Annotated in this window: 22 protein-coding genes; 14 read left to right on the top strand and 8 right to left on the bottom strand. The window is 63.6% G+C overall.

Annotated elements, in window-relative coordinates; genetic code table 11:
* The first annotated feature begins 2 nt into the window (after nt 1-2).
* The 5 genes from minE to HU738_RS00625 all read left to right on the top strand — a co-directional run bounded on the left by minE (nt 3) and on the right by HU738_RS00625 (nt 4,877).
* Entirely contained in the window at nt 3-257 is a 255-nt protein-coding gene (gene minE, locus HU738_RS00645; protein ID WP_003252572.1) for a cell division topological specificity factor MinE, read from the top strand.
* 84 nt (nt 258-341) lie between these two features.
* Nucleotides 342-977 carry an RluA family pseudouridine synthase gene (locus HU738_RS00640; protein ID WP_019472567.1) on the top strand — a complete coding sequence of 212 codons (636 nt, stop codon included), beginning with the start codon at nt 342-344 and terminating at the stop codon, nt 975-977.
* 44 nt (nt 978-1,021) lie between these two features.
* Nucleotides 1,022-2,311: a M18 family aminopeptidase gene (locus HU738_RS00635; protein WP_176507177.1), complete on the top strand. Its 1,290-nt coding sequence runs from the start codon at nt 1,022-1,024 to the stop codon at nt 2,309-2,311.
* Between the two features lie 200 nt (nt 2,312-2,511).
* Complete coding sequence (locus HU738_RS00630; protein WP_165837385.1) at nt 2,512-2,679, top strand: hypothetical protein; 168 nt, start codon at nt 2,512-2,514, stop codon at nt 2,677-2,679.
* Between the two features lie 44 nt (nt 2,680-2,723).
* The gene (locus HU738_RS00625) at nt 2,724-4,877 is read left to right on the top strand and encodes a mechanosensitive ion channel family protein (protein WP_186602085.1); all 2,154 of its coding nucleotides are present in this window, start codon (nt 2,724-2,726) and stop codon (nt 4,875-4,877) included.
* A 4-nt stretch (nt 4,878-4,881) separates the two neighbouring features.
* Here the strand turns inward: HU738_RS00625 and HU738_RS00620 are convergent, their stop codons facing one another.
* On the bottom strand, nt 4,882-5,595 hold the full coding sequence (locus HU738_RS00620) for a UTRA domain-containing protein (RefSeq protein ID WP_186602087.1): 714 nt from the start codon (nt 5,593-5,595) through the stop codon (nt 4,882-4,884).
* 318 nt (nt 5,596-5,913) lie between these two features.
* Here HU738_RS00620 and HU738_RS00615 point away from each other — a divergent pair, with 318 nt between their 5' ends.
* The 6 genes from HU738_RS00615 to HU738_RS00590 all read left to right on the top strand — a co-directional run bounded on the left by HU738_RS00615 (nt 5,914) and on the right by HU738_RS00590 (nt 11,215).
* On the top strand, nt 5,914-6,978 hold the full coding sequence (locus tag HU738_RS00615) for an ABC transporter substrate-binding protein (protein ID WP_186602089.1): 1,065 nt from the start codon (nt 5,914-5,916) through the stop codon (nt 6,976-6,978).
* Between the two features lie 160 nt (nt 6,979-7,138).
* Nucleotides 7,139-7,945, top strand: a complete 807-nt coding sequence (locus HU738_RS00610) for an alkaline phosphatase family protein (RefSeq protein WP_054886423.1) — start codon at nt 7,139-7,141, stop codon at nt 7,943-7,945.
* Nucleotides 7,942-8,772, top strand: a complete 831-nt coding sequence (locus tag HU738_RS00605; protein WP_186602091.1) for an ABC transporter permease — start codon at nt 7,942-7,944, stop codon at nt 8,770-8,772. The genes HU738_RS00610 and HU738_RS00605 overlap by 4 nt, the downstream gene beginning before the upstream one ends.
* Nucleotides 8,762-9,556, top strand: coding sequence for an ABC transporter permease (locus HU738_RS00600; RefSeq protein WP_054886425.1), 795 nt, complete (start codon nt 8,762-8,764; stop codon nt 9,554-9,556). Before HU738_RS00605 ends, HU738_RS00600 begins: the two co-directional genes overlap by 11 nt.
* 1 nt (nt 9,557) lies before the next feature.
* Nucleotides 9,558-10,547, top strand: a complete 990-nt coding sequence (locus HU738_RS00595; protein ID WP_176507182.1) for an ABC transporter ATP-binding protein — start codon at nt 9,558-9,560, stop codon at nt 10,545-10,547.
* Nucleotides 10,548-10,561: 14 nt separating this feature from the next.
* Complete coding sequence (locus HU738_RS00590; protein ID WP_186602093.1) at nt 10,562-11,215, top strand: HAD family hydrolase; 654 nt, start codon at nt 10,562-10,564, stop codon at nt 11,213-11,215.
* A 61-nt stretch (nt 11,216-11,276) separates the two neighbouring features.
* Here HU738_RS00590 and HU738_RS00585 read toward each other — a convergent pair whose 3' ends face one another.
* Nucleotides 11,277-12,239, bottom strand: a complete 963-nt coding sequence (locus HU738_RS00585; RefSeq protein ID WP_186602095.1) for an NAD(P)H-quinone oxidoreductase — start codon at nt 12,237-12,239, stop codon at nt 11,277-11,279.
* A gap of 144 nt (nt 12,240-12,383) precedes the next feature.
* Between HU738_RS00585 and HU738_RS00580 the strand changes: the two genes are divergently transcribed.
* Together HU738_RS00580 and HU738_RS00575 are read left to right on the top strand one after the other, a co-directional pair.
* Nucleotides 12,384-14,465: a carboxy terminal-processing peptidase gene (locus HU738_RS00580; protein WP_186602097.1), complete on the top strand. Its 2,082-nt coding sequence runs from the start codon at nt 12,384-12,386 to the stop codon at nt 14,463-14,465.
* Between the two features lie 113 nt (nt 14,466-14,578).
* Nucleotides 14,579-15,577: an EAL domain-containing protein gene (locus HU738_RS00575; RefSeq protein WP_186602099.1), complete on the top strand. Its 999-nt coding sequence runs from the start codon at nt 14,579-14,581 to the stop codon at nt 15,575-15,577.
* On the opposite strand, the gene HU738_RS00570 is transcribed toward HU738_RS00575, so the two are convergent.
* From HU738_RS00570 to HU738_RS00545, 6 genes are all read right to left on the bottom strand, one after another.
* The gene (locus HU738_RS00570) at nt 15,559-15,927 is read right to left on the bottom strand and encodes a hypothetical protein (protein ID WP_176507187.1); all 369 of its coding nucleotides are present in this window, start codon (nt 15,925-15,927) and stop codon (nt 15,559-15,561) included. The genes HU738_RS00575 and HU738_RS00570 overlap by 19 nt on opposite strands.
* Nucleotides 15,924-16,262, bottom strand: coding sequence for a helix-turn-helix domain-containing protein (locus HU738_RS00565; RefSeq protein WP_186602101.1), 339 nt, complete (start codon nt 16,260-16,262; stop codon nt 15,924-15,926). The genes HU738_RS00570 and HU738_RS00565 overlap by 4 nt, the downstream gene beginning before the upstream one ends.
* A gap of 101 nt (nt 16,263-16,363) precedes the next feature.
* Nucleotides 16,364-16,804 carry a YkvA family protein gene (locus HU738_RS00560; protein ID WP_054886433.1) on the bottom strand — a complete coding sequence of 147 codons (441 nt, stop codon included), beginning with the start codon at nt 16,802-16,804 and terminating at the stop codon, nt 16,364-16,366.
* A gap of 279 nt (nt 16,805-17,083) precedes the next feature.
* On the bottom strand, nt 17,084-17,839 hold the full coding sequence (gene bamJ / locus HU738_RS00555; protein WP_027918134.1) for a BamJ family beta-barrel-assembly machinery protein: 756 nt from the start codon (nt 17,837-17,839) through the stop codon (nt 17,084-17,086).
* Nucleotides 17,840-18,155: 316 nt separating this feature from the next.
* Nucleotides 18,156-19,088, bottom strand: a complete 933-nt coding sequence (gene pcaQ / locus HU738_RS00550; RefSeq protein ID WP_186602103.1) for a pca operon transcription factor PcaQ — start codon at nt 19,086-19,088, stop codon at nt 18,156-18,158.
* A 10-nt stretch (nt 19,089-19,098) separates the two neighbouring features.
* Nucleotides 19,099-20,028, bottom strand: coding sequence for a helix-turn-helix transcriptional regulator (locus HU738_RS00545; protein ID WP_186602104.1), 930 nt, complete (start codon nt 20,026-20,028; stop codon nt 19,099-19,101).
* 294 nt (nt 20,029-20,322) lie between these two features.
* Between HU738_RS00545 and HU738_RS00540 the strand changes: the two genes are divergently transcribed.
* Nucleotides 20,323-21,663, top strand: coding sequence for an MFS transporter (locus tag HU738_RS00540; protein WP_186602105.1), 1,341 nt, complete (start codon nt 20,323-20,325; stop codon nt 21,661-21,663).
* The last annotated feature ends 212 nt before the right edge of the window (nt 21,664-21,875 follow it).

The raw sequence follows: 21,875 nt of genomic DNA, 5'->3' as shown, positions 1-21,875 counted from the left end.
CCATGAACCTTTTTGACTTCTTTCGTGGCAGACAGAAACAGACCAGCGCGTCGGTAGCGAAAGAGCGTCTACAGATCATCGTGGCGCATGAGCGCGGCCAGCGCAGCGAACCGGACTACCTGCCGGCGCTGCAGAAAGAACTGCTGGAAGTGATCCGCAAATATGTGAACATCGGCAACGATGATGTGCACATCGAGCTGGAAAACCAGGGCAGCTGCTCGATTCTGGAGCTGAACATCACCTTGCCTGATCGCTGATCCATACGCGTCCGGCACAGGCAAAAACCACTGGGGCTGCATTGCAGCCCCAGTGGTTTTTGTCATTTTCACAGAGAACCCGCAATGCCGCTGTCGAACATCCAGATCCTCCATGAAGACGCCGCCATCCTGGTGATCAACAAACCGACCCTCCTGCTGTCGGTCCCCGGCCGCGCCGAGGATAACAAGGACTGCCTGATCACCCGCCTGCAGGAAAACGGCTACCCGGACGCGCTGATCGTGCACCGCCTGGACTGGGAAACCTCTGGCATCATCCTGCTGGCCCGCGATGCCGACAGCCACCGCGAGTTGTCGCGCCAGTTCCATGACCGCGAAACCGAAAAGGCCTACACCGCGTTGTGCTGGGGCCAGCCCGCGCTGGACAGCGGCAGCATCGACCTGCCCCTGCGCTACGACCCGCCAACCAAGCCACGGCATGTGGTGGACCATGAACAGGGCAAACATGCACTGACGTTCTGGCGCATCGTCGAGCGGTGCGGGGATCACTGCCGGGTCGAGCTGACGCCGATCACCGGGCGCTCGCACCAGCTGCGCGTGCACATGCTGTCGATCGGCCATCCGCTGCTGGGCGACCGCCTGTATGCCAACCCCGAGGCGCTGGCGGCCCATGAACGGCTGTGCCTGCATGCCTCGATGTTGAGCTTCACCCATCCGGTCAGCGGTGAGCGATTGAAGTTCGAGTGCCCCGCCCCCTTCTGAAGGTAACTGCGCTAAACTCGCGCCACTGCTGTCTGGAGTGAGTTATGCGCGAAGCACTGAATACCGGCCTGATCGAATTCCTCAAGGCCTCCCCGACGCCCTTCCATGCCACCGCCAGCCTGGCCCAGCGCCTGGAGGCGGCCGGCTACCAGCGCCTGGACGAGCGTGACAGCTGGGCTACGGTGCCCGGTGGCCGTTACTACGTAACCCGCAATGACTCCTCGATCATCGCGATCAAGCTGGGCAAGCAGTCGCCGCTGCACAACGGCATCCGCATGGTCGGCGCGCACACCGACAGCCCTTGCCTGCGGGTCAAGCCGCAGCCTGAGTTGCAGCGCCAGGGCTTCCTGCAGCTGGGCGTGGAAGTGTACGGCGGCGCGCTGCTGGCGCCGTGGTTCGACCGCGACCTGTCGCTGGCCGGGCGCGTCACCTTCCGCCGTGACGGCAAGGTGGAAAGCCAGCTGATCGACTTCAAGCTGCCGATCGCGATCATCCCCAACCTGGCGATCCACCTGAACCGCACCGCCAACGAAGGCTGGCAGATCAATCCGCAGAATGAACTGCCGCCGATTCTCGCCCAGGTGGCCGGTGACGAGCGCATCGACTTCCGCGCCGTGCTCACCGAACAGCTGGCCCGCGAGCACGACCTCAACGCCGACGTGGTGCTGGATTACGAACTGAGCTTCTACGACACTCAGGACGCCGCGCTGATCGGCCTCAATGGCGACTTCATCGCTGGCGCACGCCTGGACAACCTGCTGTCGTGCTATGCCGGCCTTCAGGCGCTGCTCGGCGCCGACAGCGATGAAACCTGCGTGCTGGTGTGCAACGACCATGAAGAAGTCGGCAGCTGCTCGGCCTGTGGCGCCGATGGCCCGATGCTCGAACAGACCCTGCAGCGCCTGCTGCCGGACGGCGATGCCTATGTGCGCACCATCCAGCGCTCGCTGATGGTCTCGGCCGACAACGCCCACGGCGTGCACCCCAACTATGCCGACAAGCACGACGGCAACCACGGGCCCAAGCTCAACGCCGGGCCGGTGATCAAGGTCAACAACAACCAGCGCTACGCCACCAACAGCGAAACCGCCGGGTTCTTCCGGCACCTGTGCATGGCCGAGGAAGTGCCGGTGCAGAGCTTCGTGGTGCGCAGCGACATGGGCTGTGGTTCGACCATCGGGCCGATCGCCGCCAGCCATCTTGGGGTGCGCACGGTGGATATCGGTTTGCCGACCTTTGCCATGCACTCGATCCGCGAGCTGTGTGGCAGCCATGACCTGGCGCATCTGGTGAAGGTACTGTCGGCGTTCTACCGCAGCCGCGAACTGCCTTGAGCCTGATGTAGGCAGGCCTGGCCTCATCGCGGGTAAACCCGCTCCTACAGGGCCTCGACAAGGTTCAAATCCTGTGCGCCCCCTGTAGGAGGGGGCCCGCGAAAAGGCCGGGCCTGAAAACAACTGTCCAGAATCAATCCCCGGTCTGCCCAACCCGCTATGCTTGTTGTATGGCCCCCAAAGCAGAAGGACCGCTGCCCATGTCCCCCTTCCTCTCCCTGTTCGTGCCGGTGTTCCTGTTCCTGATGCTGCTGACCATCGGTTTCAGCATGCGCGAGCGCAATATCGGCGTGCTGATGATGTGGATCGGCACCCTGGGCATCTTTGGCCTCACTTGCTGGACGATCCTGGAGAAACTGCCGACATAAACCTCTACACTCGGTCAATCGTTTGACCTGAGGTAGATTTTCCGGTGCCAGCCTTCCTGCGTTGCCTAGCCCTGCTGCTGTTCATCTTCATGTCCCCGGTCCAGGCGGCGGGCTTGCCCAGCCTGCTGGGGTCCAGCGCCCCCGCCCAGCCCGAAGCCACCGAGCCACTGGGCAAATCGCTGGACGAGGTGATCAAGAATCTCGAAAACGACCAGCAACGCGCCAAGCTGCTGGCCGACCTGAAGAAACTGCGCGACGCCACCAAGCAATCGCAACCCACCGTCGAACAGGGGGTCCTGGGCCTGATCGGCGGCGCGCTGAACGACTTCGAAAAGCAGTTCAGCGGTGACTCCAGCCCGTTCTATCGCTGGTCGCAGGAAATCGAACAGGCCCAGGCCGAACTGGCCGAACTGATCGTGCCGGTGCATCAATGGCCGGCCATCCTGTTCGGCTTTGCCGCGGTCATTGCAGTGTGGAGCCTGCTGGCCTATGCCTTCAACTGGGTCGGCCACCGCGTGCGGGTGCGTTTCGGCCTGACCGAAGAGCTGCCGCAACACCCCCGTACCTGGGACCTGGTGCGCTTCGCCCTGCGCAAGCTGGGCCCGTGGCTGGTGGCCCTGATCTTCACCGTGTACCTGAGCTTTGCCCTGCCGCCGTCACTGGGCAAATCGCTGGCGATGGTGCTGGCCTATGCGCTGGTGGTCGGCACGTGCTTCTCGGCCATCTGCGTGATTGCCTTCTCGCTGCTCGACGGCCCCCATCGCCACCGCGCCCTGCACATCCTGCGCCACCAGGCCTTCCGCCCGCTGTGGCTGATCGGCAGCTTCGCCGCCTTTGGCGAGGCCATGAGCGACCCGCGCATGCTGGTCGCACTCGGTACCCACCTGGCCCACGCGCTGGCGACCCTGGCCAATGTCATCGCGGCGCTGTCGTCCGGCCTGTTCATCCTGCGCTTCCGCCGGCCGATCGCCCACCTGATCCGCAACCAGCCCCTGGCCCGGCGCCTGACCCGACGCACCCTGAGCGACACCATCGAGATCCTCGGCAGCTTCTGGTTCGTGCCGGCACTGATCCTGGTGGCCATTTCGCTGTTCGCCACCTTCATTTCCGCCGGTGACACCAGCACTGCCCTGCGCCAGTCATTGATGTGCACCGTGCTGGTGGTGGTGTGCATGGTGCTCAACGGCCTGGTGCGTCGCCACGCCGCCAACCCCAAACGGGCCAGCAAGCGTCAGGCGGTGTATGCCGAGCGCCTGCGCAACTTCGGCTACCTGCTGGTGCACCTGTTCATCTGGCTGGTGTTCATCGAACTGGGGCTGCGCGTGTGGGGCCTGTCGATGATCGGCTTCGCCGAAGGCGAAGGCCATGAAGTGAGCGTACGGCTGCTGGGCCTGGCCGGTACGCTGATCGTCGCCTGGCTGGTATGGATCCTTGCCGACACCGCCGTACACCATGCCCTGGTCCGTTCGCGCCGGGGCCTGGCCAACGCCCGTGCGCAGACCATGATGCCGCTGATCCGCAACGTGATGTTCGTGGTGATCTTCATCATTGCGGTGATCGTCGCCCTGGCCAACATGGGCATGAACGTCACGCCGCTGCTGGCCGGTGCGGGTGTGATCGGCCTGGCGATCGGTTTCGGCGCGCAGTCGCTGGTGGCCGACCTGATCACCGGCCTGTTCATCATCATCGAAGACTCACTGGCGATCGACGACTACGTCGATGTCGGCGGCCACCTGGGCACGGTCGAGGGCCTGACCATCCGTACCGTACGCCTGCGCGACATCGACGGCATCGTGCACACCATCCCGTTCAGCGAGATCAAGAGCATCAAGAACTACTCCCGTGAGTTCGGCTACGCGATCTTCCGTGTCGCCATCCCGCACAGCATGAACATCGACCAGGCCATCACGCTGATCCGCGAAGTGGGGCAGAAACTGCGCAACGACCCGCTGATGCGCCGCAATATCTGGTCGCCGCTGGAGCTGCAGGGGGTGGAGAGTTTCGAGTCAGGCTCGGCGATCCTGCGGGCACGCTTCAAGACCGCGCCGATCAAGCAGTGGGAAGTGTCGCGGGCGTTCAACCTGGCGCTCAAGCGCCAGCTCGATGAGGCCGGGCTGGACCTGGCCACGCCGCGTCTGTCGGTGCAGGTGGTGACGGCGGGTGGTGGCGGCGTGACCGGGTCAGGCGCCTCCAGCTGAGGCCCTACCCCGCCTGGGCGCGGATGCGAATGGCATCGTGGCGCCAATATTCAAGGTCACAGTCGATCAGGTGCCCATGCTGGTCGCTGTTGACCCGGGTGATATGCAACCCGGGGCTTCCCGTAGAGACCTTGAGGGCAGCAGCCGCTTCCACCGGCAAGGCGGTCGGCAGGATCTCGAAGCACACCTGCCCGTAGCGGATGCCGTAGACCCGCCCGTAGATCTCGGTCAGCGACTGCGCCAGGTCCTGCTCGAGGATCCCGGGAAAATACCTCGGGTTCAGGTAATGCTCGGCATACAGCACCGCCCGCCCATCGATGCGCCGCAACCGGCATATTCGCACCACGCTGGACAGCGCCGGCAGTTGCAGGCGCGCGCAGATCGCCGCCGAAGCCGGCTGCAGACGCGCCGAGAGCAGCTCGGTGCTGGCCTCCCGCCCCTGGTCCCGCACCATCGCATGAAAGTGGCTACGCTCGATCAGGTCGTAGGTCAGGCGTTGCGGCGCGACGAACCAGCCGCGCCGTTCTTCGCGGTAGATCAGGCCCTGGGCTTCCAGCTGCGCCAGCGCCTCGCGCAGGGTGATGCGCGTGGTGGCGAACACCTCGCTGAGCTTGCGTTCGGCCGGCAGCTTGCCGCCCGGTGCCAGCAGGCCGTGCTCGATCTGCTCCTGCAGGGCATGGCAGATGGCTGTTACCGCGCGCGGGGGCGTCGACTGCATCAAAAGGTTACCTATCTGGACTAGTCCAGCCCCATAACGAGGCCTCTGGAGAATAGTGCAAGCCTAGGCAGGGCTGATGAACATCCTGTGACAAAGGCCTCGGCCGGGTACTGCCAGAAACGCGCCAAGCCAGCATATCCGGGGCCATCGGGTGGTCTACGCTGTAGCGTCAAGGCCTGGAACAGGCTTTGCCCTACATCAAACTGTCATGCAAGCGGCCTACCTTGGCTCAAGCTTTGCTGACCTAGACCAACGGTCAGCAAAAACCGCTTCACTCATAACAACGATCGCTAAAGGCACCCACCCAAGGAGCTTCGGATGAAAAAGTTGTTCATGGCGTCACTGCTCGGTTCGGCCATTACCCTGTGCACCTCGGCGATGGCCGCAGGCCCCGACCTCAAGGCCCTGGAAGACGCCGCCCGCAAGGAAGGCAACGTCAACAGCGTGGGCATGCCGGATGCCTGGGCCAACTGGAAGGGCACCTGGGAAGACCTGGCCAGCAAGTACGGCCTCAAGCACAGCGACACGGACATGAGTTCGGCCCAGGAAATCGCCAAGTTCGAAGCCGAGAAGGACAACGCCAGCGCCGACATCGGCGACGTCGGTGCCGCCTTCGGCCCGATCGCCGCCAGCAAGGGCGTGACCCAACCCTACAAGCCAAGCACCTGGGACCAGGTGCCGGAGTGGGCCAAGGACAAGGACGGCCATTGGGCGCTGGCCTATACCGGCACCATCGCCTTCATCATCAACAAGGACTCGGTCAAGGAAGGCGATCGCCCGACCACTTGGCACGACCTGGAAAAAGGCAAGTACAAGGTCGCCATCGGTGACGTCAGCACCGCCGCCCAGGCTGCCAACGGCGTGCTGGCCGCGGCCATCGCCTACAAGGGCGATGAAAGCAACCTGGCCCCGGGCCTGCAGTTGTTTACCAAGCTGGCCCAGCAGAAGCGCCTGTCGCTGGCCAACCCGACCATCCAGACCATCGAGAAGGGCGAGGTCGAGGTTGGCGTGGTCTGGGACTTCAACGGCCTGAGCTACCGCGAGCAGATCGACCCCAAGCGTTTCGAAGTGCTGATCCCATCGGACGGTACGGTGATCTCCGGCTACACCACCATCATCAACAAGTACGCCAAGCACCCGAACGCGGCCAAGCTGGCGCGTGAGTACATCTTCAGCGACGCCGGGCAGATCAACCTGGCCAAGGGCCATGCGCGGCCGATCCGTGCCGAGCACCTGAAACTGCCGGAGGATGTGCAGGCCAAGCTGCTGCCCAACGAGCAATACAAGGCCGCGCAGCCGATCAAGAATGCCGAGGTGTGGGAAGCGACTTCGAAGAAGCTGCCGCAGATGTGGCAGGAGCAAGTGATCATCGAGATGGAATGAAGGGCTAGCTTTTGTAGTGCCTGAACAGGCCCTTTCGCGGCGGTTCGACGCCCCGACAAACTCGCGCCCACAGGAGCAGCAGATCTTCTAGGCATGTGCGATCCCTGTGGGAGCGGGTTTACCCGCGAAGACGCCAATGCGGTTCAAAACTGGAGCAATCATGCAACACAACGTCATCCTGGTCCTGCTCGACGGCCTCAACTACCAGGTCGCGCACCATGCCATGGGCCACCTGCACGCCTACGTCGAGGCCGACCGCGCCGCGCTGTACCGTATGGAATGCGAATTGCCGTCGCTGTCACGGCCGCTGTACGAGTGCATTCTCACCGGCGTGGCACCGATCGACAGCGGCATCGTGCACAACAACGTCAACCGCCTGTCCAACCAGCGCAGCGTGTTCCACTACGCCCGCGAAGCCAACCTGGGGACTGCCGCGGCGGCCTATCACTGGATGAGCGAGCTGTACAACCGCTCGCCCTTCGACCCCCAGCGCGACCGCCACACCCACGCGCCGAAGCTGCCGATCCAGCACGGCCTGTTCTACTGGGACGATCGCTATCCCGACTCACACCTGCTCGCCGACGGCGAATACCTGCGCCGCCGCCATGCGCCGAATTTCCTACTGGTGCATCCGATGAGCATCGACGACGTCGGCCACCGCCATGGCCTGGACAGCAGCCAGTACCGTAATGCCGCGCGCAGCGCCGATATCCTGTTGTCCGACTACCTGCCGCTGTGGCTGGAAGAGGGCTACCAGGTACTGGTCACCGCCGACCATGGCATGAACAACGACCGCTCGCACAACGGCCTGCTGGCCGAAGAGCGTGAAGTACCGCTGTTCGTGTTCGGCGACGCCTTCAGCCTCGACCCGGCCGCCAAACCGCTGCAGACCGAACTGTGCGGGACCATCTGCGAGCTGCTCGGGGCGGCGCACGACAAGTCGGTCTGCCGGGAGTTGCTCAAGTGAACCGTGGCCGCTACCTGGCCCTGCTCTGCCTGCTGCCGTTCGCCGTGTTCTTCGTGATCTTCCAGATCGCCCCGCTGGCCTGGGTGGCGATCAACAGCCTGCAATCGGAAGCAGGCTGGGGCATGGACAACTTCAGCAAGGTGTTCGCCTCGAAGTTCTACCTGCAGGCGCTGCAGCGCAGCCTGGAGATCAGCTTCTGGTCGAGCCTGTTCGGTATCGTCATCGCCACCCTTGGCGCCTATTCGCTGCGCCAGGTCGACTCGAAGCTGCGCGACTTCGTCAGCGCCTTCGCCAACATGACCAGCAACTTCGCCGGGGTGCCGCTGGCCTTCGCCTTCATCATCCTGCTCGGCTTCAACGGCGCGCTGACCCTGCTGCTGAAACGGATCGGCCTGCTGGAGGACTTCAGCATCTACTCCAAGAGCGGGCTGATCCTGGTCTACACCTATTTCCAGATCCCGCTTGGCGTGCTGCTGCTCTACCCCGCCTTCGACGCCCTGCGCGAAGACTGGCGCGAGTCGGCCGCGCTGCTCGGTGCCAGCCACTGGCAGTTCTGGCGGCATATCGGCCTGCCGGTACTGACCCCGGCGCTGCTCGGCACCTTCGTCATCCTGCTGGCCAACGCCCTCGGTGCCTACGCCACCGTGTACGCCCTGACCACCGGCAACTTCAACGTCCTGCCGATCCGCATCGCCGGCCTGGTGGCTGGTGATATCAGCCTCGATCCGAACCTGGCCAGCGCCCTGGCGATGGTGCTGGTGGGGCTGATGACGCTGGTGACGGTGGTTCATCAATGGCTGCTCAAGAGGAGCTACCATGCGCGCTGAAAAAACCTCCGCCGGGCTCTACCATCGGCTGGTGGTGTACCTGCTGTTCCTGATCCTGCTGCTACCGCTGGCCGGCACCCTGCTCTACTCGTTGGCCACCAGCTGGTCGGCAAGCCTGCTGCCCAGCGGCCTGACCTTCAAGTGGTACGTCGCGCTGTGGAGCGAGCCACGCTTCCTGGCCGCGTTCGGCCAGTCGCTGCTGGTGTGCGTGGGCGCGCTGCTGCTGTCGGTGGTGCTGATCCTGCCGCTGTTGTTCGTGGTGCACTACCACTTCCCGAAACTCGACGCACTGATGAACATCCTTATCCTGCTGCCCTTTGCGGTACCGCCGGTGGTGTCGTCGGTGGGCCTGCTGCAGCTGTATGGCAGCGGCCCACTGGCGATGGTCGGCACGCCGTGGATCCTGATCGGCTGCTACTTCACCATCGCCTTGCCGTTCATGTACCGGGCAATCACCAACAACCTGCAGGCAATCAACCTGCGCGACCTGATGGACGCCGCCCAACTGCTCGGCGCCAGCACCTGGCAGGCCGCCCTGCTGGTGGTGCTGCCGAACCTGCGCAAAGGCCTGCTGGTGGCGCTGCTGCTGTCGTTCTCGTTCCTGTTCGGCGAATTCGTGTTCGCCAACCTGCTGGTCGGCACCCGCTATGAGACCTTGCAGGTGTACCTGAATAACATGCGCAACAGCAGTGGCCACTTCAACAGCGCGCTGGTGATCTCCTATTTCGCCTTCGTGCTGGTGCTGACGTGGGTCGCCAACCGCCTGAACAAGGACAAAACCTGACATGAGCTTCGTCAGCGTACAAAACCTGCAAAAAAGCTATGCCGGCAGCCCGGTATTCGAGCACATCGACTGCCAGATCGAACGCGGCGAGTTCGTCACCCTGCTCGGCCCCTCCGGCTGCGGCAAATCCACCCTGTTGCGTTGCATCGCCGGGCTGACCCCGGTAGACGGCGGCAAGATCCTCCTCGACGGCCACGACATCGTGCCGCTAAGCCCGCAGAAGCGCGGCATCGGCATGGTGTTCCAGAGCTATGCGCTGTTCCCCAACATGACCGTGGAGCAGAACGTTGCCTTCGGCCTGCGCATGCAGAAGGTCAAGGCCGATGAAAGCCAGCAGCGCGTGCGCGAAGCACTGGAGCTGGTGGAGCTGGGCAGCTTCGCCGGGCGCTACCCGCATCAACTGTCCGGTGGCCAGTGCCAGCGTGTGGCCCTGGCCCGTTCGCTGGTCACTCGCCCGCGCCTGCTGCTGCTCGACGAACCGTTGTCGGCGCTGGATGCGCGCATCCGCAAACACCTGCGTGAGCAGATCCGCGCGATCCAGCGCGAACTGGGGCTGACCACCATCTTCGTCACCCACGATCAGGAGGAGGCGCTGACGATGTCTGACCGCATTTTCCTGATGAACCAGGGGCGCATCGTCCAGAGCGGCGATGCCGAAACCCTCTACACCGCGCCGGTGGACCTGTTCGCCGCCGGCTTCATCGGCAACTACAACCTGCTCGACGCCGACAGCGCCAGCCGCCTGCTGCAACGGCCGGTGGCCGGTCGCCTGGCGATCCGACCCGAGTCGATCACCCTGGGCCTGGACGGTGAACTGGACGCCGAGGTACGCAGTCACAGCCTGCTCGGCAATGTCATCCGCTACCGGGTAAACGTGCGTGAGGTGGAACTGGTGGTCGACGTGCTCAACCGCTCGCCTGAGGACCTGCATGCCGACGGCCAGCGGGTCTCCCTGTCGATCGACCCCACGGCGTTGCGCGAAGTGGCTTAAGGAGAATCAGCAAGATGGCACTGGCAATTTTCGATCTGGACGAAACCCTGATCCACGGCGACTGTGCGTCGCTGTGGAGCGAACAGATGGCCCGGCTGGGCTGGGTCGACAGCAAGGCGTTCCTGCGCCGCGATCATGAACTGATGGAGGCTTACGGCAAGGGCCACCTGCGCATGGAAGACTACATGGCCTTCAGCCTGGAGCCGATTGCCGGGCGCACGCTGGAAGAGGTCGAGCACCTGGTTGAGCCGTGGGTCGAGGAGGTGATCGAGCCGCTCATCTACGGCGACGCCTGCCGCTGCATTGCCGAGCACCGCCAGCGAGGCGACCGGATCCTGATCATTTCCGCCTCAGGCACGCACCTGGTGGGGCCGATTGCGGCGCGGCTGGGGGTGGATGAGTACCTGGCGATCGAACTGGAGGCAGTGAACGGGGTGTATACCGGCAACACCCATGGGGTGTTGACCTACCGCGAGGGCAAGATCACCCGCCTGCTGGAATGGCTGGATCAGGAGCAGGAGAACCTGGAAGGTGCAAGTTTCTACTCTGATTCGAGGAATGACCTGCCGCTGTTGCTGAAGGTCGATCATCCGCATGCGGTGAACCCGGACGCGGTGTTGCGCGAGCATGCCGAGAAGAATGGCTGGCCGGTGTTGAGCTGGAGCTGAAGCGCTGGGTGGGGCTGTACCGGCCTCTTCGCGGATGAACCCGCGAAGAGGCCAGGCCTGCTTACGCCAGGCTCGGGTCGATGACCATCACCAGCTTGCCGGACACCTGGTTGCTCTCAAGCTCGGCATACGCCGCCTGGGCAAACTCCACCGGGTAGGTATCGACCAGTTGCGGCGACAATCGCCCTTCGGCAAACAGCGGCCACACCTGCTGCTGCAGCTCGCGCAGCAGCTCGGCCTTGAAGCCGTCATCACGGTTGCGCAGGGTCGAGCCGGTGATCTCCAGGCGTTTGCCCAGCACCTGTGCCAGGTCCAGTTCGAACGTGCGCCCGCCCATCAGGCCGATGATCACCCAGCGCCCGTCACGCGCCAGCAGCTTGAGGTTCAGCTCACCGTAGCTGGCACCCACCGGGTCCAGAATCACGTCGAACGGCCCAATGCCTTCCAGCGCGTCGAGGTTCTGGTTACGCACCACGCCACCCGCAGCGCCCAGCGCCTGGCAGTAGTCCAGGCGGTCCTGGGAACCGACACTGACCCAGATCGGGCTGCCAAAGGCCTTGCACAGCTGTATCGCCGCCGAGCCCACACCACTGGCGCCCGCATGCACCAGCACCTTCTCACCGGCCTTCACCTTGCCCAGCTGGAAGATGTTCAGCCACGCCGTGGCATACACCTCCGGCAGTGCCGCCGCTTCATGCAGGCTCAGGCCCTCTGGCACCGGCAACACATGGCGCGCATCGACTACCACTTCTTCCGCCATGGCACCGCTGGCCAGCAGCGCGCAGACGCGGTCGCCCACACGCCAGTCAGCGCCGGCACCGACCTCCTCGATCACCCCGGCGCATTCCAGGCCCATGTATGGGCTCGCGCCTGGCGGCGGTGGATACAGCCCTTTCATCTGCAACAGATCGGCGCGGTTCAGCCCCGCTGCAGCCACGCGAATGCGCACTTGGCCCGCGTCACAGGCCGGGCGTTCGGCCTCGACCCAGGCCACATGTCCGTCAACGCCTTGCAATGCCTTCACAGTGCCTCCATAGTTGATTCACAGACTGAGCCTGAGGAGCCCGCTCCTCAGGCTTTTTTGCAGTATTTGCCCGGCTCTGATGGAACCGGCGAACGGATAAGACGGCCTACTATGCGTGATCAATTGCCTCCACGTCGAATCAGCATGAAGCATTTCCTTCCCAGCACTGCCCTGGCCCTGATGGTTGGCCTGGGCAGCCTCACGCTCGGCGGCAATGCGGCGGCCGCCAACAAGTGGGACAGCCTGCAGCCGGACCGCGACGAAATCGTCGCCAGCCTCAATGTCGTGGAGCTGCTCAAGCGTCACCACTACAGCAAGCCGCCGCTCGATGACGCCCGCTCGGTGATCATCTACGACAGCTACATCAAGCTGCTCGACCCGGCCCGCAGCTACTTCACCGCAGCCGACATCGCTGAATTCGACAAGTGGAAGACGCAGTTCGACGACTTCCTCAAGAGCGGCAACCTCGACCCCGGCTTCACCATCTACAAGCGCTACCTCGACCGCGTCAAGCAGCGCCTGGACTTCGCCCTGGCCGAGCTGGCCAAGGGCGTCGACAAGATCGACTTCACCACCCACGAAACCTTGCTGATCGATCGCAAGGATGCCCCGTGGGAGAAGGACCAGGCCGCACTCGACGAGCTGTGGCGCAAACGCGTCAAGGACGAGGTGCTACGCCAGAAGATCGCCGGCAAGGAGCCGAAGCAGATCCAGGAAACCCTGACCAAGCGCTACAAGAACCAGCTGGCGCGCCTTGACCAGACCCGGGCCGAAGACATTTTCCAGGCCTACATCAATACCTTCGCCCAGTCCTACGACCCGCATACCAACTACCTGTCGCCGGACAACGCCGAGAACTTCGACATCAACATGAGCCTGTCGCTCGAAGGCATCGGCGCGGTACTGCAGAGCGACAACGACCAGGTCAAGATCGTACGCCTGGTGCCGGCAGGCCCGGCCGCCAAGACCAAGCAGGTGGCACCGGCCGACAAGATCATCGGCGTCGCCCAGGGCAACAAGGAGATGGTCGACGTGGTCGGCTGGCGCCTGGACGAGGTGGTCAAGTTGATCCGTGGCCCGAAAGGCTCGGTGGTGCGCCTGGAAGTCATCCCGGCCAGCAATGCGCCAAGCGACCAGACCAGCAAGATCGTCTCGATCACCCGCGAAGCGGTGAAGCTCGAAGAACAGGCCGCGAAGAAGTCGGTGCTCAAGCTCAAGCAGGACGGGCGTGACTACAAGCTCGGCATCATCGAGATCCCGGCCTTTTACCTGGACTTCAAGGCTTACCGCGCCGGTGACCCCGAGTACAAGAGCACCACGCGCGACGTGAAGAAACTGCTCACCGAGCTGCAGAAGGAAAAAGTCGACGGCGTGGTGATCGACCTGCGCAACAATGGCGGTGGCTCGCTGCAGGAAGCCACCGAGCTGACCAGCCTGTTCATCGAGAAAGGTCCGACCGTGCTGGTCCGCAACAGCGACGGCCGCGTCGATGTGCTCGAGGATGAGAACCCGGGCGCCTTCTACAAAGGCCCGATGGCGCTGCTGGTCAACCGCCTGTCAGCCTCGGCCTCGGAGATCTTCGCCGGCGCGATGCAGGACTACCACCGTGCGCTGATCATCGGTGGCCAGACCTTCGGCAAAGGCACCGTGCAGACCATCCAGCCTCTCAACCATGGCGAGCTGAAGCTGACCCTGGCCAAGTTCTACCGCGTTTCCGGGCAGAGCACCCAGCATCAGGGCGTGCTTCCGGACATCGACTACCCATCGATCATCGACACCAAGGAAATCGGCGAAAGCGCCCTGCCGGAAGCCATGCCGTGGGACACCATCCGCCCGGTGGTCAAGCCCGCAGTCGACCCGTTCAAGCCGTTCCTGGCCGACCTCAAGGCCAAACATGACGCTCGCAGCGCCAAGGACGCCGAGTTCACCTACATCCGTGACCGCCTGGCCCTGACCCAGAAGCTGATGGACGAGAAGACCGTCAGCCTCAACGAGCAGGAGCGACGTGCCCGCCACGATGAGGTCGAAGCCAAGCAGCTGGCCATGGAGAACATCCGTCGCAAGGCCAAGGGCGAGGAGCCACTCAAGGAACTGAAGAAAGTCGACGAGGACGCCCTGCCGGAAGAGGATGACAAGACCAAGCCGGAAGATGACGCCTACCTGGCCGAGACCGGTCGCATCCTCATCGACTACCTGAGCGAAAGTACCAAGATGGCCAAGAAGTAACCGACCGATGATGGCAGATTAATGTGATCCGTCATCAAACAGTCATGACACTTTCGTGAAATAGAGGGGCCGGGCATGCAAATGCCCGGCCCTTTCATTTTCAGGATACCGTCATGACCGTCGCCGAACAGCTCAGTGCCTTGAGTGTAATCCTGGCTCAGCGCAGCATTCACAGCTTGTTCCAACCGATCGTCTGCCTCAGCGAACGGCGGGTCTTCGGCCATGAAGCCTTGAGCCGTGGCCCCTCCAACAGCCCGCTGCATTCGCCCTTGAACCTGTTCGCCATCGCCCGCCAGGCCGGTCAACTGACCGAACTGGAGGCCGCGTGCCGTGAAAGCGCGTGCCGACGGTTCAGCGAACAGGGGCTCGACGGTAAGCTGTTTCTCAACATCTCTCCCGAATCGCTGCTCGAACCGCACTATCCTTCCGGGCGCACCCTCAAGCTCCTCGAACAAGTGGGGTTGCCGCCCAGTCGGGTGGTGATCGAGCTTACCGAGCAGACCCCTACCGACGATTTCCAGCTGTTGTCCAACGCCTTGCACCATTATCGCGACATGGGCTTTTCCATCGCCCTGGACGACCTCGGCGCGGGCTATTCGAGCCTGCGCCTGTGGTCGGAGCTGCGCCCGGAGTACGTGAAGATCGACCGCCACTTCATCGATGGCATCCACCGCGATCCGCTCAAGCGCGAATTCGTTGGCTCCATCCTGCAGATTGCCAGGGCCTCCAAGGCGCAAGTGATCGCCGAAGGGATCGAGCTGCCGGAAGAGCTGGCGGTATTGACCGAGATGGGCGTGGACCTGGTCCAGGGTTACCTGATGGGACGGCCGCAGGATTTGGGGGTGCGAGAAGATCAGCCGCTACTGGCTCAAGTGCTGCCGGCGGCCTTGGTCGAACAGCCAACGGTGGGGCTGAATGCCACGCTTGGCCAGGTCATGGATTTGTTTGGCCGCTATGGTGACCTGAAGGAACTGGATATACGGGATGCCGATGGCAACCCTTGCGGCGTGATCCATCGAGATGCTCTGTCTGTGCCGGCCTCCTCGCGGCGGTTCGACGCCCCGAAGAGGCCAGCACAGGGAGTCCACACTGTTCAAGCATGCTCGGGATAACTGTACTCAAACACCCGAACGACCTCGGAGGCATGCCAGGACGCCGCCTCCATGCCATCCACCGGCCCCGCGAAACGCCCCAGGCGCTCCACACACTCGAAAAAGCCGGTGCGCGGCAGACGGCTGGCACCCTGGCTGATCACCAGCGAGCTGCGCAAGGGCTGCTCGGCACGGGCATCGAGCACCGCCAGGTATTCCAGCGCAGCGGTGAGGGTCTGCATGGCCGGGCTGGGCAATTGCAGGCGCTCGATCAGTGCACGGTAGGTGAGCAGGTGGCGTTGACGGCGGGCCAGGTCAAGCTCGTCCAGCAGGTTCTGCCATTGCTGTCGGCTGATCCTGACCTGGCTCATGACGGCTCGCTCCAGCCGGCCACCCCCAGATGCCAGGCCAGGGCGCGGCGAATCGCGGCATCCGGCTGGCGCTCACCCGATTCGATCATGGCCAGGTAAGCCGGGCTGACCCCGACATTACGCGCCAGTTGCTCAGGGGCGATGCCTTTGGCCTGGCGCAGTTGTGCCACGTCGCTGAACGCTGGCAGGCTGGCTGCAGGCGCGCTTTGCTGCGCGGGTTCGGCAACCGCCTCGGCGGGCGCTTCCCCGGCTGCCTTGAGCAAGGCCTGGTACTGCTCCCAGGGCACGACGGCATACTCGGGTTGACCGTCCCGGCTAATAACCTGAATACCCATTACAACCCCCTTACGTAAGGATTACCGCATGTAATCCGTAGGCATAACGCTTATGCCAATTATATTACCAAGCGCGGGAGTCTGTGGGGACTTGCTCGATTTCAGTGCGTATTGCGCTCCAGCCGCAGCGCTTCCGGGGTGTCGGGCAGGCGTTCGACCACCCTTAGGCGCTCAGGCGCCTGGCTGTCGCGCCAGGCCTTGAAGCGCGCCAGCTCATCGGCCACGGTCTTCAGAACCCAGCCGAGCACAGCGATGTCATCGAGAAAACCGACACCCAGAATCCAGTCGGGAATGGCGTCGATGGGGCTGACGAAGTACAGCAGGCCGGCGACGATGGTCACCAGTGCCTTGGGACTGATGGCGCGGTATTCACCCCGCCACCAGGCCAGGCACAGCGACTGCAGCAGCTTGACGTCGTCGCGCAGCTGGCCGATGCGCGGGCCCTTGCGGGCTACTGCGAACAGCAAGGCCGGCAAGCGGCCACGGCTGAGCAGGCGCTCGGCCAGAGGCAGGAAACGGGCGAAATTCCAGGGTGCGCTCATGGAGCCTCCAGCAGGGAAAGGTTATCCACATTTATTGTGGATAACCTTGTGAACAGGGCGAAGTTTGTGACGGCGGGCGCCCACAAGGCAAGGGTCCCGCTCAGATCGGGCGTTTTTTACGCAGCCGTTTCAGATCTGCAAACGATCTGCGTCAGAAGCTTCCGGCTTCTTCACACTGCATTTGCTCGGACAATCGCCGCCGCACGAGGTTCGCCGAATGAGCCCTCACAAACGACAACGCCCCGTCAGGACGGGGCGTTGTGCAAGTACCAGCCGTTGTTACTTGGCAGGTGCTTCGGCCGGGGCTTCAGCTTCGGGTGCTTCGCCACCCTGCAGCTGGGCTGGGTCCTTGATGGCGATCAGTTCCAGGTCGAACACCAGCACCGAGTTGGCCGGGATCAGCGGGCTCGGGCTTTGCGCACCGTAGGCCAGCTCAGCCGGGATGAACAGTTTGTACTTCTCGCCAACGTGCATCAGCTGCAGGCCTTCGACCCAGCCTGGGATCACACCGCTGACGGGCAGGTCGATCGGGCTGCCACGCTCGACCGAGCTGTCGAACACCTTGCCATCGATCAGCTTGCCTTCGTAGTGAACGGTGACCACGTCGGTCGGCTTTGGCTGCGGGCCGTCGGCCTTCTTCACGACTTCATACTGCAGGCCAGAGGCGGTGGTAACCACACCAGGCTTCTTGGCGTTCTCTTCGAGGAATTTCTTGCCAGCACTGGCAGCTTCTTCGCTGGCCTTGGCCAGGCGCTCTTCGGCGCGCTTCTGCAGCGCGGTGAAGGCTTCTACCAGCTCTTCGTCCTTGATGCGTTGCTCTTTCTTGCCGACAGCGTCTTCGATGCCGAGAGCGACCGCTTTCGAATCAAGATCTTCCATGCCTTCCTGCGCCAGGCTCTTGCCCATGTTCAGGCCGATACCGTAGGAGGCTTTCTGTGCCGGAGTTTTCAGCTCGGGGCTGCTGGCTTGTTGATCACAGCCAGCCAGTACCAGGCCTACCAGGGCAACCGCAGCCGCCAGACGATGCTGTTTCATGCTATTTCCTTGTTCATGCGCCATAAGGGCAATCAGGGTAAAGCCGCGAGCTTATCAGGCGGCCATCACCAATGGCTACCGGCATAGGAGCGGGTTTTCGTAAGGAAGTTCAGTAGGTAAAAGCTTCTTCATGGAAGCTTTACAGCCATTTGCCAGTATTGACCCGTTGTGCCGGGTTTTCCTGGTTTTTGTGGCTTTTAATTTCGGTGGGTTCTGAGGGAGGTTGCTGGGGTTGGTCGGGGGGTGGCAGGGGCCTGGATCTGGATGGTGTGATGGCCACCAGGGGCCTGTCACAACAGATTCAGCGCCAGGCAGCTCAAGGATACCGCCCCTCCCGATACTGCTCTGCCAGCTCGCGCAGCACCTCGCAAACCCACTGCCCCGGCAAACTCAGCGGCAAGGCGGCATTGCGGCAGATCCCCACCGACCCGCCCGGTTCGCGCACGCCCAGGTCGAGCTCGGCCAGCTCCCCGCGGCGCAAATCAAGCAGCACCGCATCCATCGGCGCCACCCACAACGCATCGCTACCCAGCAGATAACGCCGGCTCAACGCCAACGACAAGGTCTCCAGGCGCTGCGCCGGCATCTGGATGCCGCACTGCACGAACAGGCTGTCGGCATGCTGGCGAATGGTGGTGCCCGGCGGTGGCAGCACCAAGGGGTACTGCCCGACCCGCTGCCGCTCCACCGGTGCACTTGCCAGCAAAGGATGGCCGGGGCGCACCACCAGGGCCATGGACTCGCTGTACAGGTGCTCGAATGACAGCCCCTGGATCTGTGGGCTTTCGGTCATGCGCCCGACCACCAGTTCCAGCTCGCCCAGGTGCAGTTGCCCAAGCAACTGCGCACTGACCCCGGTGACCACGCTGATCACCATGGCCTCGTGGCGCTGATGCAGGCGACACAGCACTTCGGGCATGAGCAGCCCCTCGACCGTCGACAGCACGCCGATGCGCACCTGCGACGGTGCCCGCGCCTCACCGCGCAAGCTGCTGACGCCATCACGCAGCGCCTGCACGCTAGGCCCGGCGTAACGCATGAATCGCGTGCCAGCCGGGGTCAGCTCGACGCCCTGGCGGCTGCGTTCGAACAGGCGCGCTTCGAGCAGGTCCTCGAGCTCCTTGAGGGTCTTGGAGATCGCCGGCTGGCTGATCGCCAGAATATCCGCCGCCCTGGCCAGGCTGCCCTGCCGGGCAATCTCCAGGAAACACAGCAGGTGACGGTACTTGATACGGGTGTCGAGGTTCATGCCGGCAAGCTTACCGCATCGCCACCTGCGGCGTATCCGGGTCGCGCTGCTGGCGGCGGAACTGCCCTGGCGGCAGGCCATGGATCTGGCGGAAGCGCCGCGAGAAGTAGGCCTCATCGGCAAAGCCACAAAGCCGCGCCACCTCGCCCACCGGGCGGCTGCCATTGAGCAGGTAATTGCGTGCAGTGTGCATGCGCCGCTCCAGCACCAGCTCGCTGAAGGTCTTGCCGATTTCCTTGCGCAGCCAGTGGGTCAGGTAGGTCGGCGACAGGTAGGTGGCGGCGGCGACTTTCTGCAGGTTCAGGTCGGGGTCGTCGATATGCCGGCGCAGATACTCGCTCATGCGGCCCAGTGCGGCGCGGCGGCTGAGCTGCGCGGCATTGCTGTCGGCCAGTTCGCGCAGCGGCTCGGCGTACAGGCCGCAGACCTGGCCGATGAGCTGCAGCAGCAGGCCCTTGAGCATTTCGCGGCTACCAAAGCGGCGATTGGCATCCAACGTGCGCATCCGATCGAGGATCTGCCGCACCTCGGCGAAGTCGGCCTCGTCGAGGCAGAAGTCGAGGTGCTCCTGGAAGCGGAACGGTGACAGCTCCGGCGCCTGCAGGATCGACACCTCTTCCAGGTCCATCGGGTCGCAGGCCAGGTGCGGCAGCAGGAACGTCTGGGAGAAATTGATGACCACGAAGTCGCTGTCGGCCGGATGCGGGATCACATGCACCCGGTGCGGCAGGATGAAGGCCAATGTGTTGCGCTCGAAGGGGCGCTGCACGCTGCCGATGTGCTGCACCGTGTCGCCGCCGAAGTTGACCTGGATCTGGAAGTACTCGTGACGATGCGGCGCGGTCTCGGCGGGGCGACCGCGCTGGTCGCGGATGTAGAAATCCATCAGCTCGCTGCGCTGCTGCATGACGTAGGTCGGGACCTCGCGCTTGGGGGGCATGGGCAATCTCCGAGTTGCGGGGCTTTTAGTTGTACGATGTCCAAACTCTGCAATTCAACCCCTTCTGCAAAAACCTGCGCAACAGCAAATCCACACAACCCGCATAAAACGCGGTATTCAGCAAGAACTCCGGGCAAAACCCTGACAGTGAATTTTCTTGGACAGCACCAACCTAGCCCACCCTCTGTAAAAAAAACGGTCTAAAACCGCCATTGCATTCGATTCGTTGTACGACCACTTTAGAAAAGGGACTGCAGCCCAACCTCTACCAACAACAACAAACGAGGTCGACTCATGTCGAGCACGCCTACCCCTCGCGCCGCGTCGCCATTCGCGCTGGACGCGGCCCCTGCCCAGCGTCTGCCCACCCGCCGCCGCTGGTTCATGCTGTCGCTGTTGTTAGTGGCGACCATCATCAACTATGTCGACCGGGTGAACATCTCCATCGCTGCGCCGTTCATGGCCAAGGACCTGGGCCTGGACAAGGTCGAGATGGGCCTGATCTTCTCCGCCTTCGCCTGGACCTACGCCCTGGCCCTGGTACCGGCCGGTTTCATCGCCGACCGCTTCGGCTCGCGCCTGACCTACGGCGTGTCGCTGATCAGCTGGTCGGCGGTCACCGTGGCCCAGGGCCTGGCCGGCGGCTTTGCCTCACTGTTCGGCCTGCGCCTGGCAGTCGGTGCCATGGAAGCCCCGGCTTTCCCGGCCAACAGCCGCGCGGTCACGGTGTGGTTCCCGGCCCGCGAGCGCGGCATGGCCAGCAGCATCTACGTGTGTGGCCAGTACCTAGGCACCGCACTGTTCACCGGCGCGCTGCTGTGGCTGGCGACCACCTACGACTGGCGCCATGTGTTCTACAGCACCGGCCTGGTCGGCATCCTGTTCGGCGTGGTGTGGCTGTGGCTGTACCGCGACCCGCTGAACTGCAAGCAGGTCAGCCCGCAGGAACTGGCCTACATCGAGCAAGGCGGCGGCCTGGTGAAAAGCAGCCAGGAGCGTACCCGTTTCGACTGGCGCCAGGTTGCCGAGCTGTTCCGCTACCGGCAGATCTGGGCCATTTGCCTGGGCAAGTTCGCCAGCACCTCGGCGCTTTACTTCTTCCTCACCTGGTTCCCCACCTACCTGATCGAAGAGCGCCAGCTGACCTTGATCAAGGTCGGCGTCTTCGCCGTCATGCCGTTCATTGGCGCCACGGTGGGCATCCTCCTCGCGGGGATCGTTTCCGACCTGCTGATCCGCAAGGGTCACTCGCTGTCATTCGCCCGCAAGCTGCCGCTGGTGGTGGGTTCGATGCTGGGCATGTCGATCGTGCTGGTGAACTTCACCGACTCCAATCTGGTGTGCATCGCCATCCTTACCCTGGCGTTCTTCGCCCAGGGCATCGCCTCGGCGTCGTGGGCGGCGGTGTCGGAGGTGGCGCCCAAGGAACTGATCGGCCTGACCGGCGGGATCACCAGCCTGGCGGCGAACATCGGCGGCATCGTCACGCCCATCGTGATTGGCGCGATCGTGCATGCCAGCGGCTCGTTTGCCATGGCGTTCTGGTTCATCGGTGGGGTGGCGTTGATGGGCACCCTTTCGTATTCGCTGCTGCTTGGGAAGCTGTATCGGATCGAGCTGAAGACTGGGGCCTGATCCGAGGAATGCGTCGGTGATACCGGCCGATTCGCGGCTGAAGCCGCTCCTGCAGGGGGTAGCGCCAGGCCTGGGGGCAGCGCTGTACCTGTGGCAGCGGCCTCAGCCGCGAAAGGGGCGGCACAGGTTCCCGGGATAGTCCAAGCCGACCCCGTTTTCGTCCAACTTTGCCGGCCAGCCTCTGCCTTACGCTGGCCACTCCAGCACGGAGG

The organism is Pseudomonas vlassakiae (genome assembly GCF_014269035.2).
In the GTDB taxonomy this organism is placed as follows: Bacteria; Pseudomonadota; Gammaproteobacteria; order Pseudomonadales; family Pseudomonadaceae; genus Aquipseudomonas; species Aquipseudomonas vlassakiae.
This window is presented reverse-complemented; position numbering and strand designations above follow the sequence as displayed.

Bases quoted from the DNA above. Each gene is read 5' to 3' on its own strand.
- HU738_RS00575 (WP_186602099.1), top strand. From the start codon at position 14,579: ATGACCGTCGCCGAACAGCTCAGTGCCTTGAGTGTAATCCTGGCTCAG.
- HU738_RS00630 (WP_165837385.1), top strand. From the start codon at position 2,512: ATGTCCCCCTTCCTCTCCCTGTTCGTGCCGGTGTTCCTGTTCCTGATG.
- HU738_RS00570 (WP_176507187.1), bottom strand. From the start codon at position 15,927: ATGAGCCAGGTCAGGATCAGCCGACAGCAATGGCAGAACCTGCTGGAC.
- HU738_RS00565 (WP_186602101.1), bottom strand. From the start codon at position 16,262: ATGGGTATTCAGGTTATTAGCCGGGACGGTCAACCCGAGTATGCCGTC.
- HU738_RS00610 (WP_054886423.1), top strand. From the start codon at position 7,139: ATGCAACACAACGTCATCCTGGTCCTGCTCGACGGCCTCAACTACCAG.
- HU738_RS00545 (WP_186602104.1), bottom strand. From the start codon at position 20,028: ATGCCCCCCAAGCGCGAGGTCCCGACCTACGTCATGCAGCAGCGCAGC.
- HU738_RS00590 (WP_186602093.1), top strand. From the start codon at position 10,562: ATGGCACTGGCAATTTTCGATCTGGACGAAACCCTGATCCACGGCGAC.
- bamJ (WP_027918134.1), bottom strand. From the start codon at position 17,839: ATGAAACAGCATCGTCTGGCGGCTGCGGTTGCCCTGGTAGGCCTGGTA.
- HU738_RS00615 (WP_186602089.1), top strand. From the start codon at position 5,914: ATGAAAAAGTTGTTCATGGCGTCACTGCTCGGTTCGGCCATTACCCTG.
- HU738_RS00560 (WP_054886433.1), bottom strand. From the start codon at position 16,804: ATGAGCGCACCCTGGAATTTCGCCCGTTTCCTGCCTCTGGCCGAGCGC.
- pcaQ (WP_186602103.1), bottom strand. From the start codon at position 19,088: ATGAACCTCGACACCCGTATCAAGTACCGTCACCTGCTGTGTTTCCTG.
- HU738_RS00620 (WP_186602087.1), bottom strand. From the start codon at position 5,595: ATGCAGTCGACGCCCCCGCGCGCGGTAACAGCCATCTGCCATGCCCTG.
- HU738_RS00595 (WP_176507182.1), top strand. From the start codon at position 9,558: ATGAGCTTCGTCAGCGTACAAAACCTGCAAAAAAGCTATGCCGGCAGC.
- minE (WP_003252572.1), top strand. From the start codon at position 3: ATGAACCTTTTTGACTTCTTTCGTGGCAGACAGAAACAGACCAGCGCG.
- HU738_RS00580 (WP_186602097.1), top strand. From the start codon at position 12,384: ATGAAGCATTTCCTTCCCAGCACTGCCCTGGCCCTGATGGTTGGCCTG.
- HU738_RS00640 (WP_019472567.1), top strand. From the start codon at position 342: ATGCCGCTGTCGAACATCCAGATCCTCCATGAAGACGCCGCCATCCTG.
- HU738_RS00540 (WP_186602105.1), top strand. From the start codon at position 20,323: ATGTCGAGCACGCCTACCCCTCGCGCCGCGTCGCCATTCGCGCTGGAC.
- HU738_RS00600 (WP_054886425.1), top strand. From the start codon at position 8,762: ATGCGCGCTGAAAAAACCTCCGCCGGGCTCTACCATCGGCTGGTGGTG.
- HU738_RS00635 (WP_176507177.1), top strand. From the start codon at position 1,022: ATGCGCGAAGCACTGAATACCGGCCTGATCGAATTCCTCAAGGCCTCC.